Below are 16,620 nucleotides of genomic sequence, written 5' to 3'. Positions count from 1 at the left end.
CCTATGTTGCTACAGACGGGTGGCAGGTGTTGGATATGTTTTCCAGACCTTCCCTCCGCCGGTATGATCCGGTTCAGGTTCGACGGGTCACGCAAAGCGTATCTCAGGCCGCATGGACGGCCCCCCCGAGGTACGGTCAAACTTAGCTGGGACGGTGCAAAAAGACAAGGCGGCTGCTGGGGCGCTGCCCCAGACCCCGGGATATTTTTGGACAAAAGAAGGATTGAAATGAGGCACGGGCGTAGGGCGTGAGGCACAGTTAAATCAAATTGGCGACAAATTTAGGTCTAATTGTTTGGATAATCCTTCGCCAACAAATGTGTAATGTATGAGTGAGGTGAGTGCTGTGGATTTAGGGCAAGAGATGGAACCTGCTGGGGCAGGAAGCGAAACAATTACACCAGCTATTGAACGGCCAACACGGCCTGTGCGCACAGCCCGACCTGCGGCGCAGCGGCGTGTTTTGAAGCCGTTGGTGCTGGATCAACCCATTGAAGATGCGGAAATGGATGCGGATTCACCAAAACCAGCCGCGCGCCCTGTGCGCCCAGAGCGGCGGGTTCTGGATGGAATGGAAGAAGAGCCAAGACCAGCGCGACCGACACGACGGGCGCGGGTGTTAGAGCCCGATCAGATTGCGGCATCGCGTCAAATGCCCGAAACGCCACCCAGCTCGGTTGCACGGGATGCGGTTGTGGGCATGGAAGATGTGGGCACGTCCAAGTTGGGCGGTGTGATGCAGGCTTTTGCCCAAATTGGCGGGCGTTTGAAAAAAACAGAGACCGAGGAGGTTGATGCGGATGACGCCGTTGCGTCAGAGGGGGATGAGCAAAAACCACCCAAAGTGTCAGCGGTCACAGGGATTGCATCCAAGATCACATCTCGTTTCCAAAAATCCAAGGATATGGCGGACGCCGACGAAGCAGCCGTGGCCCCATATGACGACGCGGCACAAGATGAAGAGGTATATGCTACGCCACGCCGCGAGTCTGTTCTGGCCCGTTCGAAGGCGGCAGATGAATTGGCGCAGTATGAAGATGAATATGAGCCGATGATGCAGTCATCACCGGCAGCATCTGCGGGCATCTTGGCGCGTTTGGATACGACAGCGATGGGGATTGCCGCCGGCATTGGCGTGTCTTGTGTGGGGCTTATCCTTGTGTCCACGATCCTTGGTTAGGATCAGGACCTGAGACCCAAAGCCGAGGCTTTGGGTTGGCAGTGCTTGGAAATTTTGACAGTATCAGCCGTATTGGGATGTGCCCCACGGCTGATACGAAAGTGGTAGATTGAGATATTTTCTGGAAATGCCACTGCTTCTCTTTCAGCGGTTTTATCGAAAGCTGTGGTTGCGGGTCACGTTTTATGCGCTGGCGTCTTTGATTGCGGCAGGTTTGGGTTCCATTGCGGATATCTATTTGACCGAAACACTGGGCGGGATCATTAAACCGAGCGCAGTAATGCCCGTGTTGACGATCCTTGCGTCATCTATGTTGGCGGTGTCCACGTTTTCCCTAAATGTTATGGTCAGCGCCCATCGGGCCGCAGCGACGGCCGCCACGCCGCGGGTGCATCGGTTGTTGCTGGAAGACACCACAACACAGGCGGTTTTGGCCACGTTTGTCGGGGCTTTTGTTTTTGCGCTTGCGTCCATTGTGTTGTTTCAGGCGGGTGTGTACCGCGACAGTGCCGCCATTGTGGTGATGGGAGTCACAGTGGGTGTGGTGGTGCTGGTGATTGTTGCGATCCTGCGGTGGATTGAGCATCTGAGCACGCTTGGCAGCCTTGATGACAGTCTGCGCGAAGTTGTGAAGATCACGGATCGCGGATTGCAACGGTTTGCGCGGCGGCCTGCATTTGGGGCGGTGCCGATGACGTCTGACACAATTATACCCAGTGTGGTGCAAGCCGTTCCAGCGCGCGAGTCTGGATATGTGCAATTGCTGGATGTGGGCGGGTTGCAGGATTGTTTGGACAGTTCAGGCGCTGTTTACGTGATGCGCAGACCCGGAAAACATGTGCTGAAGGGGCAGCCGCTGGCCTATGTGTCGGGGGAGGTGTCAGACGAGGCGATAGACCAACTGGCGCGGAAATTTATCATCGGAGATCGGCGCAGTTTCGAGCAAGACCCGATTTTTGGACTGCATGTGATGTCTGAGATTGCCAGTAAGGCCCTGTCGCCGGGGGTGAATGACGCGGGCACGGCGATTGAGACCATTGCAGGATTGGAAGAATTGCTGTGGGCCTATGCCAATGCGAAAAAGCCAGACGCGGTGGCGTTTGCACAGGTTTTTTTAAATGTGCCTGAAGAAGATGCCTTGTTTGAAGCGGCGTTTGCAGCGATGGCCCGCGATGGAGCAGGGCAGATTGAGGTGGCGATCAAATTGCGCAAAGCCTTGCAAGGGTTGGCACGGGTTGAGGATGCGGACTGTGCCAAAGCGGCCCGAAAATCTGCGCAACTGGCACTGGATTACGCCGAGGGCGCGTTGCCGTTGCAGACCGAAAAAGAGCATCTGAAGCGCATTGAAGTGTAGGCAGGCGGCAAAAGAGGGTTTTCGAAGGCTCGCGTTTGACCTATCACCCTGCGGGCAAGGAGAATTCTGATGTCTGTGAACAGCTTTGGCCGATTATTTACTGTGACCACTTGGGGCGAGAGCCATGGGCCTGCGCTCGGTGCGACGGTGGATGGGTGCCCCCCTGGCGTGCCACTGGAAGCGTCGATGATCCAGCATTGGTTGGATTTGCGCAAACCCGGGCAGAATAAATACACCACGCAGCGGCGTGAAGCCGATGAGGTGGAAATCCTATCAGGCGTGTTTGAAGGTGTAACCACGGGAACGCCAATCCAGTTGATGATCCGCAACACGGATCAACGCAGCAAAGATTATTCTGAAATCATGGAGAAGTTCCGTCCAGGCCATGCGGATATCACCTATTGGCAGAAATACGGCATTCGCGATTACCGCGGGGGCGGACGATCATCGGCGCGGGAAACGGCTGCGCGGGTTGCGGCAGGTGGTGTGGCGCGGGAAGTTTTGAAAGCGCTGGTTCCGAATTTGGAAATCGTTGGGTGCATGGTTCAGATGGGGCCGCACCAGATTGATCGCGATGCTTGGGACTGGGACCAGATTGCGCAGAACCCGTTTTGGACGCCTGACGCTAAGGCGGCAGAGGATTGGGCGGCGTATCTGGATGACTTGCGCAAGTCGGGCAATTCGGTTGGGGCGGTGATTGAGGTTGTGGCCAAGGGCGCACCTGCGGGTTTGGGGGCGCCTGTGTATGGCAAGATTGATACGGATATCGCCACCGCGATGATGTCGATCAACGCGGTGAAGGGTGTTGAGATTGGCGCGGGTATGGGGGCCGCCGCATTGACGGGCGAAGACAATGCGGATGAGATTTTCATGGGGAATGATGGGCAGCCTGTTTATTCTTCGAACCATGCGGGTGGTGTGCTGGGGGGGATTTCCACGGGGCAGGATTTGGTTTGTCGGTTTGCGGTGAAGCCCACGTCGAGCATTTTGAAGCCGCGCCAGACGATTACGAAATCGGGGCAAGCGGCGGAGATCATCACCAAAGGGCGGCATGATCCCTGTGTGGGTATTCGCGCTGTGCCTGTGGGTGAAGCGATGATGGCCTGTGTGATATTGGATCACGTGTTGCTGCATCGTGGGCAAATTGGTGAGAGCCAAGGGAAGATTGGGTAGGTTCGATCCTGCTATAATCGTTGCCAGCTCGTTTTGCCCTTTGGGCAAAGCCGACTGGTTGGGCAAGTTGGTGAAAATCAGGGTAGTATTGGGTAGGTTAGCGCTCTCTGAGGCGGTGGAATTTGGATATTTAGGCCAAGAAAAAGGCTCAGGGTGGGGATCATCCTGAGCCTTTGGTGTTTCAAGTGTCGCTGGCTGTGGGGGTTGTTGGCTCTTTTGGAGTTGCTGCAGCAAGGGCCGTGTCCATCAGCTCTTGGATGGCGGTTTTGCTGGGGTTGGCGACGATGCGGCCGAGTTCGTCTTCGCCTTTGAGGACGATCAGGGTGGAGCGACGCGGGATTTTGCGATCGGTTGACACGGCGTGGCGGCGGTATTCGTCGAAGTCTACGCGGATGAAGGTGATGTTTTCGCCGTAGGCTGGGTTTTCCCCGATAAGCGCACCGATTTGGCGTTTTTGCGCCGCGCAGGTGGTACACCAATCTGTCGTGTAATCCACGAGGAGCGTTTCGCCCGCTGCGAGACGTTCCTTTATCAAGCCAGGGGTGTAATCGAGGGTTTTTACTTCGTCTGCAAAGACAGGGAGTGCAACTGTTGCAGCCAGCACGGTGAGAAAGGTTCTGCGAAGCATGGGTGGGGTCCTTTAGTAAGTGACAGAGAGGATTTGCATCCATTCGGGCATGATCTGGAGTGCGTAATATTCCAGTGTGTGGTGGAATTTCGTTAGGATCATGATGCCCACAGCGATGAAGACAACGCCGAGGATGGGTTTGGATTTTGAGGCTATTTTACGCAAAGAATCTTGGCGCGTTTTGATAGCTTCACGGGTGCCGTAGGCTAGTGCGAGAATGATCGTTGCAACGCCAAATGCGAAGGCGGACATGATGCCTGTCACGCGCAGGAGGCTTTCGCCTTGGGAGGCCAAAGCGATGGCGCCGCCAAGGGTAGGGCCGATGCACGGGGACCAGACCGCGCCAAGCAGCACGCCGCCAAACAGCTGAGGCGCAGGGCCAGAGGTGGGCAGGCCTGACATGCCTGTGTCGGCGCGCGCCGCGAACCCCGCGGTGGCGGTTTCAAACCGTGCAGCGAGCGGGGGGGTAACAAGGATCAAGCCGAATGTGATCATCAGGACCGCGCCGATGGTGCCAAGGCGGGTTTCATCAAGGCCAATGGTGTGGCCGAGTGTGGCGACGAAGAGACCAAGCGCAACGAAGGAAATGCCCATGCCTGCGGCGAGGAACAACGGGCCACGCCTGTCGGTGCTGGCCGCGGAGGCCAGAACGATGGGCAAGATTGGCAAGACGCAGGGGTTAATCAGCGTTAGCAGGCCTGCGATATATGCAAAAAACAGTTCGATCATGCAGGCGGTTTGGCAGAACAAAGCGGCGCTGTCAGCCTGTGTGCGATCACAAGTGTGTTAAGGATTTAGGTGGGTTAATGAATTTGGAGGGCGAAAGGGGTGTGGAGCAAGGGGTTGGCTGTTCTGGCGTTAAGGGTTTGGTGCGTTCAGTCGGGTGGGTAGGGCGGCAAGTCGGCGCAAAAATTAACCTTTTTGGCGCGAGATCTGCACCGCAAAGATGCCAGCCATGACGATCACCACGCCGATGATATCAGTGCGGGTGAGCTGTTCGCCAAGGATCACTGCAGCGATGGCCACGCCAAAAAACGGATTGAGGAAGTGGAAGGTGGAGGCGCGGGTGGCGCCGATGCGTTCGACCAGCAAAAACCAGATGATGGTGGCGACAATTCCAGGCATCAGGACCGTATAGGAAAAGGCGGCGAACAGGCTGCCTGTCCATGTGAAGCTGGGGGTTTCGAACAGCAGTGCGGGGATCAGCAAAGCGATGCTGCCCACCAGCATTTGTATGCCCACCACCATCAAGACGTTGCCTTTGGATGATGTGGCCCTGACAGTGAGCGCCGCAACAGCCAGTGCGGTGACCCCCACAATACACAGGACAATGCCGATAACGTCGATCCCATCCGACAGACGCGCGCCCATGATAAGCGCGACACCAGCAAAGCCTGCGATGAGGCCGATCCAACCGAGTGTGCCGAGCCGTTCGCCCAAGAACAGGGCGGATGCGAGGCCAACGATAAGCGGCATGGCAGAGGCGATGATGGAGGCGAGGGACGCTTCGATTCGCGTCATGGCCATGAAAAACAGCCCCAGATAGAGCGCGTTTTGGCAGATGCCAAAGACAATCACGGCGCGCCAGTTTTTTCGGTCCAGCCGGATGCGTTGGCCAAGCAGATAGGCGATGGTGATTGCAATGATCCCTGCCACCGCAAAGCGCAGGGACGAGATTGTTAGCGGTGGTGCTTGGAGCACGATGATGCGGGCCGAGGTAAAGGCGGAGGACCAGATAAGAGCGAAGGTGAGGCCCATGAAAATGGCGCGAATATCCATGTTGGTCTGTCCTTGAACGTGGCGTGTGACATGGGTGACAGATGAATTGTGGAATGGAAAGGGATGCGGTAGGAGTTTTCTAAAGAAGAGGAGTTCCCATGTCGCAGAAATCTACGCATTTTACCCATGCTATTTCACGCAGCCCGAGCAAATCCATTGTTGATGGTTTGCGCGCAGTGGATGTGGGGGCGCCTGATTACGACACATTCATGGGGCATCATGCGGATTACGTGGCTGCGCTGCGTTCTACCGGGGCGGAGGTGACGGTTTTGCCTGCGCTGGATGAATTCCCGGATTCTGTGTTCGTAGAAGACGCGGCACTGTGTTTGCAGGAACTGGCCATTGTCATGCGGCCTGGCGCGCCGAGCCGATTGGGCGAAGCGGCGGCGATGAAACCAACCTTGGAGTCGCTGTATTCCAATGTGGCGCAAATCACGGGGCCAGGGTTCATCGAAGGGGGCGATATTCTGGTCAGTGAGCGCGAGATTTTGGTTGGCTTGTCTGATCGCACAACGCAGCTGGGAGTGGATGAGTTGGCCGAGATAGTCGCACCGTTTGGGTATTCCGTTCGTGTGGTGCAAACACCCCCAGGTGTGTTGCATTTCAAAACGGATTGTTCGTTGCTTGATGGCAATACGATTCTGTCCACGCCGCTGTTGGATGCGTCTGGGTGTTTTGACGGATATGACGTTATTCATACGGCAGAGGGTGAGGGGGCTTGTGCCAATTCCATTCGATACAACGATCTGGTGTTGATGCCCGCGGGTTTCCCAAAAACGCGCAAGCGGGTTGAAGAGGCTGGGTTTAACGTCAAAGAGATCGGCAACACCGAAGCGGCCAAGGTGGATGGTGGTTTGTCCTGCATGTCGTTGCGGTTTTCGCCATCCTGATACACCACTGATTTTGCCTCTGATTCCTCGGAAATTCGCTTCCGATGATCACATCGCGGCGCTCGTTTCAGAGGTTCAGCGGCACAATCTGTCTCGCGCTGGGGTGACGGTATGACCGTCAACAGACCCTAGACGTGGTGCGTGAGGAAGTCGGCGACCGCTTGGTGTGCTTTTTCGGTGTCATCGGCGAGGCCGAGATAATTGAAAAAGCCGTGAATCATGCCTGCGTAATCTTGGTAAGTGACCGTGTTTCCTGCATCCCGTAGGGCAGCAGCATAGGTGGCCCCTTCGTCGTGCAGCACATCACATTCGGCCGTGATGATCAGGGTTGGCGGCAGCCCCGAAAGAGAGGCGGCTTGGATCGGGGACGCTCGCCAATCATCGCGTTTTGCAGGGTCGGGGATGTAGTGGTCCATGAACCATGTGACGGTTTCTGCTTCGAGCCCACCGTAGCCTGTGGCGTAACGATCATAAGAGGGCGTACCACCGCGATAATCCACCACGGGATAGATGAGGATTTGGGCCGCAATGGGCAAATTTGCGTCGCGGGCCATGAGAGCGACAACCGCTGCGAGGTTGCCCCCAGCGCTGTCCCCGCAAACAGAAATTTTGGTGGCGTCGATTTGCAAGGCTTTGGCGTTTTGGGCGACCCATTGCGTGGCTGTGAAGCAATCCATTGGAGCGGCGGGAAAAATGTGTTCGGGGGCCATGCGGTAATCTACGGAAATGACCGTGTGCCCCGTGGCGTTTGCCATGTAGCGGGTCACGGTGTCGTAGCTGTCAAGGCTGCCGATCACGTGACCGCCACCGTGAAAATAGACAATGGCAGGTGCGGTTGCGTCCAAATTGGGGCGATAGACGCGCACAGGAATATCGCCGAAATCCGCCCCTGTGGTGGTGTTGATGACTTCGGCCACATGTGGGGGCGGATAGCTTTCGCGGCGACTGTTGGCAAAGCCTTCGAACATGGCGCGGGCGTCTTGAACGGACAGGGACTGAATGGCGGGCAGATTGAGGGCGACCATCGTATCAAGCAGCGTTTGGATTTGGGGGTGTACGTCGTCTGGCATGGGATCCTCCGTTATAGTGAGGATGCCCCAACATGGGGCGTGTGCCAACGAAAAAGGCCGCCCCTTGGGACGGCCTTAATTTTTTGAGGTCGGCACCGATTAGGCGTTGATAACGTCTTTCAGGGCTTTCGCGATTGTCACTTTTGCAACGCGGTCTGCGTCTTTGTGCATTTGCTCGCCTGTGGCTGGGTTGCGAACCATGCGTGCTGGACGCGCGCGGCAAGCGAATTTGCCAAGACCTGGAAGTGTTACTGCACCGCCAGCGGCAACTTCTTTTGTGACGATTTCAGTCAGAGCGGCCAAGTTGGCGTCTGCTGTTTTCTTGTCTGCGCCAGTTGCTTCTGCGAGTGCTGCAACCAGTTGTGTCTTTGTCATTGGTTTCTGAGTCATGTGACTGCTCCTTGTTGTATTCTTTGACGTGCCCATTCTGGGCCCCTTGGTGGGTGTCCTAGGGCATTTAACAAGATATTGTGGCGCAACACAACGAATTTGAACGCTTCAAAGTCCGAAAAAACCATATTATTAAGGGTTTTTTGGGGTTGAAGTTCAAATTATTTCCGTGCAGCCGCTATTTTCAAAACCATAGGCGGTGGGACGCTGATTATACGTAGGGTTGTAAATGCACCGATTTTCGCCTGATTTTAGAGGAAAGCGGTTTCGTCAAAGCTGCGCAATTTGCGGGAATGCAGGCGTTCCAGTGGCATTTCGCGCAAGGTTTCCATGGCTTTGATGCCGATTTGCAGGTGGCTGGCCACTTGAGTGCGATAGAATTCCGACGCCATGCCAGGCAGTTTCAATTCGCCGTGCAAGGGTTTGTCAGAGACACAGAGCAGCGTGCCGTAGGGAACGCGAAAGCGAAAGCCGTTGGCGGCGATTGTCGCGCTTTCCATATCGAGTGCGATGGCGCGGGATTGGGACAGGCGGGCCACGGGGCCTGAGTGTTCGCGCAGTTCCCAGTTGCGGTTATCGACGGAGGCAACTGTGCCTGTACGCATGACCTTTTTGAGGGCGAAGCCTTCGAGTTTTGTGACCTCGGCCACGGCCTTTTCCAGTGCGATTTGGATTTCAGCGAGGGCGGGAACGGGAACCCAGACAGGAAGGTCGGCGTCGAGCACGGAGTCTTCGCGCACATAGGCGTGGGCGAGGACGTAATCCCCCAAGGATTGCGAGTTGCGCAGGCCTGCACAGTGACCGAGCATCAGCCATGCGTGGGGGCGCAGCACGGCGATGTGATCGGTGGCGGTTTTGGCGTTGGACGGGCCAACGCCGATGTTCACAAGCGTAATGCCGCCGCCATCTGCACGGGTCAGGTGGTAGGTGGGCATTTGCGGTTGTTTGGTTGTTTCGGTGACAACGGGATTTTCAGGGGTTGCGATGCAATTGCCAGAGGCCACGAAAGAGGTGTAGCCGCTGGTGGGGTCCTTGAGCGCGTTCATGGCGAAATCGACGAATTCATCCATGTAGAACCCATAGTTGGTGAACAGAATGTGGTTCTGGAAATGGGCTGGATCGGTGGCGGTGTAATGGGCCAGCCGCGCGAGGGAATAGTCGATGCGCTGGGCGGTGAACGGGGCAAGAGGACGGATGCCATCCGCATCGGGCTCTGCGTCGCCATTGGCGATGTCGTCGTTGGTGGTTTTTAGGTCTGGCACATCAAAGATATCGCGCAAAGGGCGGGCATCGGCACGGTTTTCGCCCTCTGCCAAGCGCAGTTCATCGGTGAGCGCGAAGTGCAGAGGGATTGGCACGTCAGAGATGGAAATTGTGACGGGCACTTGGTGATTTTCGATCAGCAATTCGATCTGTTGCAGCAGATAATTGCGAAACAATTTCGGACGGGTCAGCGTGGTGGTGTAGGTGCCTGGCTCCCCCACATGACCAAAGGCGAGGCGTGTGTCCACTTGGGTGTAGGTGAAGGTCGTGATCGACAGCTGCGGGTAACAGGCGCGGTAGTGGCCTTCGGGGGGTTTGCCCGCGTGGTAGTCGGTGAAGTGCTGGCAGAGAAAATCTGTGGCTTGGGCGTAGAGCGCCTCAATCGCGTCAACGGCTTCGGCGGCGTTGGTAAAGGATTGAGGTGCTTGCAGGGGTGGTTCGATCAGGTTTGTGAAAATTGGGTCAGTGTCGTTCATGTCGTTCTCTTTTCTTTTTTGATTGGCGCGGTCGTGCGCTTGCTTAGGGGTCCACAAAAAGTGGGGTCATTTCGAATTTTGTCACATCCACGAGGCCAAGGTCTGAAATCCGCAGTTCGGGGATCACGACGAGGGCAAGGAGGGAATGTTGCATGTAGGCGTTGTTGAGCGTGCAGCCGCAATCGGCCATGGCGGCGACCATTTGGTCGGCGGCTGCGGCCACATCGGGGGCGGGTTGATCGGACATAAGACCTGCGATGGGGAGTTCAACCATGGCGCGTTCCTTGCCATATTTGAACACGCAGATGCCGCCGCCGACTTCGCCGAGGCGGTTGGCGGCGAGGGCCATGTTTTCGCGGGATGTGCCGACGACGATCATGTGGTGACTGTCGTGGGCCACGGTGGAGGCCATGGCCATGTCGCCTGTGTAGTTGAAGCCCGAGACAAAGCCGTTGGTGACATCCCCCGTGGCGCGGTGGCGTTCGACGAGGGCGATTTGGCAGACGTCTTTGGTTTCGTCACCCTGTACGATGCCATCGGTGACGGCGAGTTCGGCGGTGAGAGCTTTGGTTGGCGCTTGGTTTTCGACCACGCCGATGACACGGGCGGTGGCGGTGTTTGCGCCGTCAGGTGCGTTGATGGCAAAATCCGTGGCGGTGAGGGTTTTGCCGAGTTTGACCGTGCCGCGTGTGTTTGCGGGCCAGTTGTAGGCGGTGGAATCTACGGTGTTTTCGCCGTTCAGGGCGATGGTTTTGCCCCGCGCGATGACCTGTTCGATGGGGAGCGTTTTGAGGTCGGAGGACAGGATCACATCGGCACGACGACCGGGTGTGATGGAACCGAGTTCCCGTTCGAGGCCAAAGTGGGTGGCGGTGTTGATGGTGGCCATTTGTAGCGCAATGAGCGGATCGCAGCCGCATTCAATGGCGTGGCGCACAACGCGGTTCATGTGGCCGTCGTTGACAAGCGTGCCAGAGTGGCTGTCGTCTGTGCAGAGGATAAAGTTGCGCGGGTCGAGGCCCTTTTCGGTAACGGCGGTGATTTGCGTTTCCACATCGTACCAAGCGGAGCCGAGACGCATCATAGAGCGCATGCCTTGGCGCACACGAGCGATAGCGTCTGCTTCGCAGGTGCCTTCGTGATCGTCGGCGGGGCCACCTGCGGCATAGGCGTGGAAGTTGGGGCCAAGATCGGGGGAGGCATAGTGGCCGCCAACGGTTTTATTCGCCATTTGTGTGGCGGCAATTTCGGCGAGCATTTTGGGATCGCCGTTTACGACCCCTGGAAAGTTCATCATTTCGCCAAGGCCGATGATATTGGGCCATGTCATGGCCTCGGCCACGTCATCTGGGCCGAGTTCTGCGCCTGTGGTTTCTAAGCCAGGTGCGGAGGGGGCGCAGGAGGGCATTTGCACGAAGACGTTGATGGGTTGGGCGAGGGCTTCGTCGTGCATGTGTTTGACGCCAGCCATGCCAAGGACGTTTGCAACCTCGTGCGGGTCAACGAACATGGATGTGGTGCCGTGTGGGATCACCGCTTGGGCAAAGCGGGAGACGGTGAGCATGCCAGATTCGATGTGCATGTGCCCATCGCAGAGACCCGGTAGGATGTAACGGCCATCGGCGTAGATGATTTCGGTGTGCTCGCCAATGCAATGGGACGCGTCAGGGCCACAATAGGCAAAGCGGCCTTCGCGGATGGCGATGTCGTAGTTTTTAAGGGTTTCGCGGGTGTGGACGTTGACCCAAGTGCCGCCTTTAATCACCAGATCCGCAGGTTCGCGCCCCGCAGCGGTTGCGACGAGTTTGGATGCGGAAGCGGGCCATGTGGGAAGGTCTGTGTACATCCCCCAATATTTCACCAGTGCGAAAGGTGATCAAGAGGAAACTGTTGCCTAAATAGGCAAGTTATCGCAGGCTTGGACCAACGAGGAGAATTTAATGCAAGTTGGTTTGATTGCGGGTGTAACCGCGTGTTTTTTGGCAGTTGGGGCGCAGGCGGAGCATTGTTTTGATGTGGAGAAGCAATGGTTCACGACAGGTGGAACAGGTGAAGCTGGGTATTGGGCGTTTGAGCCATCCATTGGGGAAATGGGCCCCGTAGAACGCTTGCCGATTACATGTTTTCAGCAAGATGTTCGCTTTGAAATGACGGCAGATGCGCAAAAATTCACGCCATTAAATGATGCAACGGCCAGTGCGCAGAAGTGTGGATTGAACGTGGACCCCACCAGCATGACGTGGACGGGTGGGTATGACAAAAGCGTTTCGGATTGGCGTATCGTAGTGCGAGCCAAAACGGTGGAAGGTGCGGGGGATGATGACGTACCAACGGAGGTTTCGCGGGCGTTTCTTGCAAAGTGTTCATTGGATGAAGGCGCCACGCCCGTGTTGCGTTTGGTCACAAGTATTGTCGAGGGAAAAGCGGGGGAGGTAAAATATGTCTGGCGATCAAACAACTGAGGTTGAGGCCGAGGTTGTCGGGCCTGCTGAGGATGATGATGAATTGACTCCTGTAGCGGATGGGAAAGCGGAAACGTTGGACGAAAAAGGTGCGGCGACTGCGCCTGTATCAAAGTGGAAAAAGACGTTGAAAGCGATCAAGGAGATCGACGGTGCGTTGTTGTTGTTGGGGTTGATGCTGACGGTGGCTGTGTCCTTTGTCATTGATCGCAAAAACCGCATTGATGACAATGTTTACGCGACCCATGTGGTGCTGGATTATGGGTTGGAAACCATTTTGGCCCAACAGATTGACGGCCCTTTGACCCGCGATGATCCGCTGCATCAGAAACGCATGTCGGTGCTGAAATACCGCGCCTATGTCGGGGAATATCGTGTTGATCCTGCGCGGAGGTGTGTGGGTGAGTTGCTGACGCAGATTGAGGATTTCGGCATAGACCCCGTGCGGGTGAGTTACATCGCAGATGGGACGCCGATCCAAACGGGGGAATATTTGATCCGAAAGATTTCGAACCTGCGCAACAGGTTAAACGCGTGGAAATGGGACAAGCGGTGGTTCTTGCACGGGCTGAAATCCAGTGACAGTTATTTTGAAGAGTGTTTTGAAAAATGGTGATGCGCACTTGGGTTCTGTGTTTGGTTTTGTGGCTGCCCTTTGCGGCCCATGCCAACAATCGCCCTGCACCCGCAGTGGGGCCAACGCAGTTGTATTTTCTGTCTGTTGGCATTGAAACCTATTCGGTGGAAAGCCGATTGCCGCATCTGTATGGAGCAGAACAATCGGCGCGGTTGGTGGCGGAAAGTTTGATGGGTGCGGGGGCGGCGTTTGGGATTTTGCTGACTTCTGATCGGGTCGGATCCGAGTTTGAATATGTGGTCACGCGGCAAGATATTTTTGATGCGATCGTTGATTTAAAACGACGCATTCGGGCGGATAAGGCCCCCAATCCGCGTGTTGTGATTTACATGATGGGGCATGGGGGCGGGGATCCTGTGGCGCAAGCGAATTTCCTTGTGCCAGGGGATGTCTATGTGTCGCCTGCGGATTTGACGCAATCGGGAACGCAGAAGTTGATCCATTCGACGGTTTGGAATTTGGATATCGTGTCTGCGGCGGTGAATTTTCGGGCGCATGAGAGCATGGACTATATGGATGAATTTTTTCCGTCGCACGAGATGCAAAGACCTGATGAGGGTTGGTGGGCATCCATAAAGCGCGTGCAAAAAGAAACGGCAAAACGGCAGGCGATTGTAGATCAAAGAAATCGCGACGGTGCGTTTTTGAAAGGGGGGAATGCGCCGGTACCTTACCTGTTTTTGGTCGATAACTGCTTTGGTTCGGTGAAACCCGATTTGGTGAATGACGCGGGTATTTTTGGCGGTATTCTGCGAAATATGTTTGCGAAATTGATGGATGAAGGGGTTACCCTTTATGCGGCTGAACCCGGGACGAACGCACGCACGGTTGATGCGCCAGATTGGTTGGGTGGCAGCGGGTTTGTTGGCCCATTGGCGTATCGCTTGTTGTCAGTGATGAGGGAAGACCCAACGGGTATTTCCATTGCCGAAATGCGGCAGAAATTAGTGGTATCGGAACAGAGTAACCCTGCTGGCTGGGCCCCGTATGAACACGATGTCAGCTTGGTTTCTGACACGGCACCCGCCGAGATTTTGCCGCGCCAATCGGGTCGGCGTGGGGTCCTTGAAATCCGCAAAGGGACGGGCGGTTAAGGCCGTTCGATCGCCACGGCGGTTGCTTCGCCGCCGCCGATACAGATAGCCGCGATGCCGCGTTTTTGGTTGGTGGTTTCAAGGGCGTTGAGCAGGGTCACGAGGATGCGCGTACCGCTTGCGCCGATGGGATGGCCAAGGGCGCAGGCGCCGCCGCGGATGTTGAGTTTTTCAGGGTCGATATTGAGGTCGCGGGCGAAGGCCATGGGGACGACGGCGAAGGCTTCGTTCACTTCCCAGAGGTCCACGTCATCCGTGCTCCAGCCGAGCTTATCCATGAGTTTTTGCGCCGCTTGGATCGGGGCGGTGGTGAACAGGCCTGGTTCCTGCGCGTGGCTGGCATGGCCGAGGATGTTGGCGCGAACTGTGAGGTTTTTGTCCGCCGCCGCATCGGGTGTAGCCAGGACAAGGGCGGCTGCGCCGTCAGAGATTGAGGAGGAGTTGGCGGCGGTGACGGTGCCGCCATCGCGGAAGGCAGGTTTGAGGTTTGGAATTTTCTCGGGCCGTGCGTTTTTCGGTTGTTCGTCGGCGTCGATTGTCACCTCTCCTTTGCGGGTTTTGAGGGTGACGGGTGCGATTTCGTTGGACAGGACGCCAGAGCCACCTGCATCGAGCGCGCGGGAGAGCGATTGGAGCGCGTAGTCGTCTTGGGATTGGCGGGTGAATTGGTATTTTTCGGCGCAGTCTTCGGCGAAGGTGCCCATGAGTCGGCCTTTGTCATAGGCGTCTTCTAACCCGTCGAGGAACATGTGGTCTTTGACTTCGCCATGACCGAGGCGCGCGCCCGACCGCATTTTGGGCAGGATGTAAGGGGACAGCGACATGCTTTCCATGCCGCCAGCGACCATGATGTCAGCGTTGCCAAGCGCCAGTTGATCGTGGGCCATCATCACGGTTTTCATGCCAGAGCCGCACATTTTGTTCACTGTCGTGGCGGGGACGTCGATGCCGAGCCCTGCGGCGAATCCCGCTTGGCGTGCGGGCGCTTGACCAAGGCCAGCGGGCAGAACGCAGCCCATGAGGAGTTCGTCGATATCGGATGGTTTCACGGTTGCGCCGTCCATCGCGGCCTTGATCGCGACACCACCGAGTTCGGGGGCGGGCGTGTCTGATAATGCGCCGCCAAGGCCGCCCATTGGGGTGCGTGCTGCGCCTACGATAGCGATGGTCATGGCGTGGCTCCTTTGTGTCTGTTGCGGTGAATTTAGGAAGGGGATGGGCCTTTGGCAATCGTAAGAATTGTATCAAATTGTTGCCGTTCTTTTCTATTTGGTAAGGTTTCGGAAAGGGGTTTTATGTCATTTTGACTCAAAGGCCTGCGCGTTAAACAGCGCGTGGGGCGATGGTTTGAAAGGACAGCTTATGGATATCGAAACCAATGTCGTTGGCGACATAACCGTGGCCAAATTATGCGCGACCCGTCTGGATGCGGCGCGTGCAGTGCGGTTCAAGGAAGGATTGCGCGAGATTTCCGAGGCCGGAGCTGGGCATATTGTGCTGGACATGACGGATATTGATTTCATGGACAGTTCGGGATTGGGCGCGGTTGTGACGGTGATGAAACACATGGGTCGCGACAAGACACTGGAATTGGCCGCGCTGCGCCCTGCGGTGGGGAAGGTGTTTAAGCTGACGCGAATGGACAGCGTGTTTGGGATTTATCCATCTGTTGAGGATGCCTTGGCGCAAGGGATGAAAACAGCGATATGAAACCGCGTCGCATCCTAAAGAAACGCCCAAAGGAGTTGCGATTTCAAATCGCGATCAGGAGCGTTCAAGAAGAGGTTGTGACCGTTTTGATGGATATGTGCGCATGGCTGGCGCATCACCATGTGGACCGAAATGTGATTGAAGAATTGGAGTTGGTGCTGGCAGAGGCGCTGAACAATGTTGTGGAACATGCGTATCTATATGCGGCGGATGGGGAGATCAACATTCTGTTGCGCCTGCGACCAAGCCAAATTCGTGTCACCATCACGGACAGTGGCCGCGCGTTTGAAGGTCCGCCCCCCCTGCAAGACATGAATGTCGAGGACATGGATCTGGAAGAATTGCCAGAGGGGGGATTTGGCTGGAATCTGATCCGAACGCTGACGGATTGTGTGGAGTTCGAACATAAGAACAAACAAAACCGACTGACCCTAACCCGAAATTTAGGGGTGGTGGCCTCTGCCTGATCTTTGATCCGATGAAAAGCGGGGCGGTGCCCTGATGGATGGGGGTG

The 16,620-nt window shown here is 56.3% G+C and carries 17 protein-coding genes and 1 riboswitch; of the genes, 9 read left to right on the top strand and 8 right to left on the bottom strand.

Annotated elements, in window-relative coordinates; translation table 11 throughout:
* Window positions 1-33 precede the first annotated feature (33 nt).
* Window positions 34-138: riboswitch (TPP riboswitch) on the bottom strand.
* A 190-nt stretch (window positions 139-328) separates the two neighbouring features.
* From QBD29_RS16640 to aroC, 3 genes are all read left to right on the top strand, one after another.
* Entirely contained in the window at window positions 329-1,180 is an 852-nt protein-coding gene (locus QBD29_RS16640) for a hypothetical protein (RefSeq protein ID WP_280099201.1), read from the top strand.
* 109 nt (window positions 1,181-1,289) lie between these two features.
* The gene (locus tag QBD29_RS16635) at window positions 1,290-2,534 is read left to right on the top strand and encodes a DUF2254 domain-containing protein (protein WP_280099200.1); all 1,245 of its coding nucleotides are present in this window, start codon (window positions 1,290-1,292) and stop codon (window positions 2,532-2,534) included.
* A gap of 69 nt (window positions 2,535-2,603) precedes the next feature.
* Window positions 2,604-3,707 carry a chorismate synthase gene (gene aroC, locus QBD29_RS16630; RefSeq protein ID WP_280099199.1) on the top strand — a complete coding sequence of 368 codons (1,104 nt, stop codon included), beginning with the start codon at window positions 2,604-2,606 and terminating at the stop codon, window positions 3,705-3,707.
* A gap of 181 nt (window positions 3,708-3,888) precedes the next feature.
* Here aroC and QBD29_RS16625 read toward each other — a convergent pair whose 3' ends face one another.
* The 3 genes from QBD29_RS16625 to QBD29_RS16615 form a co-directional block, all read right to left on the bottom strand.
* A complete protein-coding gene (locus tag QBD29_RS16625) occupies window positions 3,889-4,335 on the bottom strand; it encodes a thioredoxin family protein (protein ID WP_280099198.1) in 447 nt (148 codons plus the stop codon).
* A 12-nt stretch (window positions 4,336-4,347) separates the two neighbouring features.
* On the bottom strand, window positions 4,348-5,064 hold the full coding sequence (locus tag QBD29_RS16620) for a cytochrome c biogenesis CcdA family protein (protein ID WP_347936008.1): 717 nt from the start codon (window positions 5,062-5,064) through the stop codon (window positions 4,348-4,350).
* A 183-nt stretch (window positions 5,065-5,247) separates the two neighbouring features.
* Window positions 5,248-6,114 (bottom strand): DMT family transporter, encoded by an 867-nt coding sequence (locus QBD29_RS16615; protein WP_280099197.1) that lies wholly within the window; start codon window positions 6,112-6,114, stop codon window positions 5,248-5,250.
* Between the two features lie 98 nt (window positions 6,115-6,212).
* On the opposite strand from QBD29_RS16615, the gene QBD29_RS16610 reads away from it, so the two are divergent.
* On the top strand, window positions 6,213-7,004 hold the full coding sequence (locus QBD29_RS16610) for an arginine deiminase family protein (protein ID WP_280099196.1): 792 nt from the start codon (window positions 6,213-6,215) through the stop codon (window positions 7,002-7,004).
* Between the two features lie 128 nt (window positions 7,005-7,132).
* Here QBD29_RS16610 and QBD29_RS16605 read toward each other — a convergent pair whose 3' ends face one another.
* From QBD29_RS16605 to ade, 4 genes are all read right to left on the bottom strand, one after another.
* The gene (locus QBD29_RS16605) at window positions 7,133-8,074 is read right to left on the bottom strand and encodes an alpha/beta hydrolase (RefSeq protein ID WP_280099195.1); all 942 of its coding nucleotides are present in this window, start codon (window positions 8,072-8,074) and stop codon (window positions 7,133-7,135) included.
* A gap of 99 nt (window positions 8,075-8,173) precedes the next feature.
* Entirely contained in the window at window positions 8,174-8,464 is a 291-nt protein-coding gene (locus QBD29_RS16600; RefSeq protein WP_280099194.1) for an HU family DNA-binding protein, read from the bottom strand.
* A 251-nt stretch (window positions 8,465-8,715) separates the two neighbouring features.
* The gene (locus tag QBD29_RS16595; RefSeq protein WP_280099193.1) at window positions 8,716-10,203 is read right to left on the bottom strand and encodes an AMP nucleosidase; all 1,488 of its coding nucleotides are present in this window, start codon (window positions 10,201-10,203) and stop codon (window positions 8,716-8,718) included.
* A gap of 43 nt (window positions 10,204-10,246) precedes the next feature.
* Window positions 10,247-12,049, bottom strand: a complete 1,803-nt coding sequence (gene ade, locus QBD29_RS16590) for an adenine deaminase (protein ID WP_280099192.1) — start codon at window positions 12,047-12,049, stop codon at window positions 10,247-10,249.
* 94 nt (window positions 12,050-12,143) lie between these two features.
* Here ade and QBD29_RS16585 point away from each other — a divergent pair, with 94 nt between their 5' ends.
* From QBD29_RS16585 to QBD29_RS16575, 3 genes are read left to right on the top strand one after another with little or no spacing between them, the layout of a single operon-like run.
* Window positions 12,144-12,665, top strand: a complete 522-nt coding sequence (locus QBD29_RS16585) for a hypothetical protein (protein WP_280099191.1) — start codon at window positions 12,144-12,146, stop codon at window positions 12,663-12,665.
* Complete coding sequence (locus QBD29_RS16580; protein ID WP_280099190.1) at window positions 12,643-13,281, top strand: hypothetical protein; 639 nt, start codon at window positions 12,643-12,645, stop codon at window positions 13,279-13,281. Before QBD29_RS16585 ends, QBD29_RS16580 begins: the two co-directional genes overlap by 23 nt.
* Window positions 13,281-14,396, top strand: a complete 1,116-nt coding sequence (locus QBD29_RS16575) for a hypothetical protein (RefSeq protein WP_280099189.1) — start codon at window positions 13,281-13,283, stop codon at window positions 14,394-14,396. The genes QBD29_RS16580 and QBD29_RS16575 overlap by 1 nt, the downstream gene beginning before the upstream one ends.
* On the opposite strand, the gene QBD29_RS16570 is transcribed toward QBD29_RS16575, so the two are convergent.
* Entirely contained in the window at window positions 14,393-15,568 is a 1,176-nt protein-coding gene (locus QBD29_RS16570) for an acetyl-CoA C-acyltransferase (protein ID WP_280099188.1), read from the bottom strand. The two genes, QBD29_RS16575 and QBD29_RS16570, sit on opposite strands and share 4 nt — an antisense overlap.
* A 190-nt stretch (window positions 15,569-15,758) precedes the next feature.
* On the opposite strand from QBD29_RS16570, the gene QBD29_RS16565 reads away from it, so the two are divergent.
* On the top strand, window positions 15,759-16,106 hold the full coding sequence (locus tag QBD29_RS16565) for an STAS domain-containing protein (protein ID WP_280099187.1): 348 nt from the start codon (window positions 15,759-15,761) through the stop codon (window positions 16,104-16,106).
* On the top strand, window positions 16,103-16,573 hold the full coding sequence (locus QBD29_RS16560; protein ID WP_280099186.1) for an ATP-binding protein: 471 nt from the start codon (window positions 16,103-16,105) through the stop codon (window positions 16,571-16,573). Before QBD29_RS16565 ends, QBD29_RS16560 begins: the two co-directional genes overlap by 4 nt.
* The last annotated feature ends 47 nt before the right edge of the window (window positions 16,574-16,620 follow it).

It is taken from the genome of Amylibacter sp. IMCC11727 (genome assembly GCF_029854195.1).
Lineage (GTDB): Bacteria > Pseudomonadota > Alphaproteobacteria > Rhodobacterales > Rhodobacteraceae > Amylibacter.
The sequence above is the reverse complement of the archived record's forward strand: the minus strand, read 5'-3'. Positions and strand labels throughout refer to the sequence as shown.

Bases quoted from the DNA above. Each gene is read 5' to 3' on its own strand.
- QBD29_RS16640 (WP_280099201.1), top strand. From the start codon at position 329: ATGAGTGAGGTGAGTGCTGTGGATTTAGGGCAAGAGATGGAACCTGCT.
- aroC (WP_280099199.1), top strand. From the start codon at position 2,604: ATGTCTGTGAACAGCTTTGGCCGATTATTTACTGTGACCACTTGGGGC.
- QBD29_RS16625 (WP_280099198.1), bottom strand. From the start codon at position 4,335: ATGCTTCGCAGAACCTTTCTCACCGTGCTGGCTGCAACAGTTGCACTC.
- QBD29_RS16620 (WP_347936008.1), bottom strand. From the start codon at position 5,064: ATGATCGAACTGTTTTTTGCATATATCGCAGGCCTGCTAACGCTGATT.
- QBD29_RS16615 (WP_280099197.1), bottom strand. From the start codon at position 6,114: ATGGATATTCGCGCCATTTTCATGGGCCTCACCTTCGCTCTTATCTGG.
- QBD29_RS16610 (WP_280099196.1), top strand. From the start codon at position 6,213: ATGTCGCAGAAATCTACGCATTTTACCCATGCTATTTCACGCAGCCCG.
- QBD29_RS16605 (WP_280099195.1), bottom strand. From the start codon at position 8,074: ATGCCAGACGACGTACACCCCCAAATCCAAACGCTGCTTGATACGATG.
- QBD29_RS16600 (WP_280099194.1), bottom strand. From the start codon at position 8,464: ATGACTCAGAAACCAATGACAAAGACACAACTGGTTGCAGCACTCGCA.
- QBD29_RS16595 (WP_280099193.1), bottom strand. From the start codon at position 10,203: ATGAACGACACTGACCCAATTTTCACAAACCTGATCGAACCACCCCTG.
- ade (WP_280099192.1), bottom strand. From the start codon at position 12,049: ATGTACACAGACCTTCCCACATGGCCCGCTTCCGCATCCAAACTCGTC.
- QBD29_RS16585 (WP_280099191.1), top strand. From the start codon at position 12,144: ATGCAAGTTGGTTTGATTGCGGGTGTAACCGCGTGTTTTTTGGCAGTT.
- QBD29_RS16580 (WP_280099190.1), top strand. From the start codon at position 12,643: ATGTCTGGCGATCAAACAACTGAGGTTGAGGCCGAGGTTGTCGGGCCT.
- QBD29_RS16575 (WP_280099189.1), top strand. From the start codon at position 13,281: ATGCGCACTTGGGTTCTGTGTTTGGTTTTGTGGCTGCCCTTTGCGGCC.
- QBD29_RS16570 (WP_280099188.1), bottom strand. From the start codon at position 15,568: ATGACCATCGCTATCGTAGGCGCAGCACGCACCCCAATGGGCGGCCTT.
- QBD29_RS16565 (WP_280099187.1), top strand. From the start codon at position 15,759: ATGGATATCGAAACCAATGTCGTTGGCGACATAACCGTGGCCAAATTA.
- QBD29_RS16560 (WP_280099186.1), top strand. From the start codon at position 16,103: ATGAAACCGCGTCGCATCCTAAAGAAACGCCCAAAGGAGTTGCGATTT.